Source organism: Vibrio sp. Y176 (genome assembly GCF_033438945.1).
In genome coordinates, this window is the sequence record NZ_JAWOQS010000646.1 from 1 (window position 1) to 655 (window position 655).

A 655-nucleotide genomic window follows, 5' to 3' on the forward strand; every position below is an offset into this window, starting at 1 on the left:
ATGCGACAACTTAAATGGCTTGTATTTAACAACCGTCCACAATGACACCACGAGCAATGCTAAGAGCAGGTAAAAACCCCACTCCCCCAAACCAAGCCCCACATCGCGCAGCTCTTTGACCCAGAGTTCTAAACCGACAAAGTTGTTCCCAGAGGGCCCCCCTCCGGTGTGTTTAATTGGTTTGTCGAGCACTCCTGCCCACACTAGCCATTTTGGCACTTTATACGTCAACCAATGCGCGACTCCGAGGCTAACCCCCGCAATGCCGAGCCATTTACGCACACGATAAGCCTTATCCATCCCGTGAACCCATTGCTCGATCACAGGTAAGCGCAGCGCCAACACCATCGCAATAGACATCAAAGCCAACGACAAAACACCAGAATATTGAATAAGCGCGGAGCGCCATTGGAAGAATTGGGTCGAGGACAGCAGTTGCGGTTCACTCATCCACCACAACACAGACACGGCGGCAATTATCATCCATACAAAATTTCGTACAGTTTTCATGAACATCACTCTCAAATTGACGACAACTCTAGTTTAGTTTTTCTAGCGTAATGCAACGTCAATATTCGTAAAGTTGAGTAAACCCACAATATACCTAAGATCAATAATAAACTTGGAGGTATTGCGCAGAATCCTACAGAAAATC

Annotated in this window: 1 protein-coding gene; it reads right to left on the bottom strand. The window is 46.9% G+C overall.

Annotation, left to right across the window (positions count from 1 at the left end; genetic code table 11):
- On the bottom strand, positions 1–510 hold a 510-nt coding region (locus R7O13_RS27845), incomplete at its 3' end, for a ferric reductase-like transmembrane domain-containing protein (protein WP_318305322.1).
- Positions 511–655 lie beyond the last annotated feature (145 nt).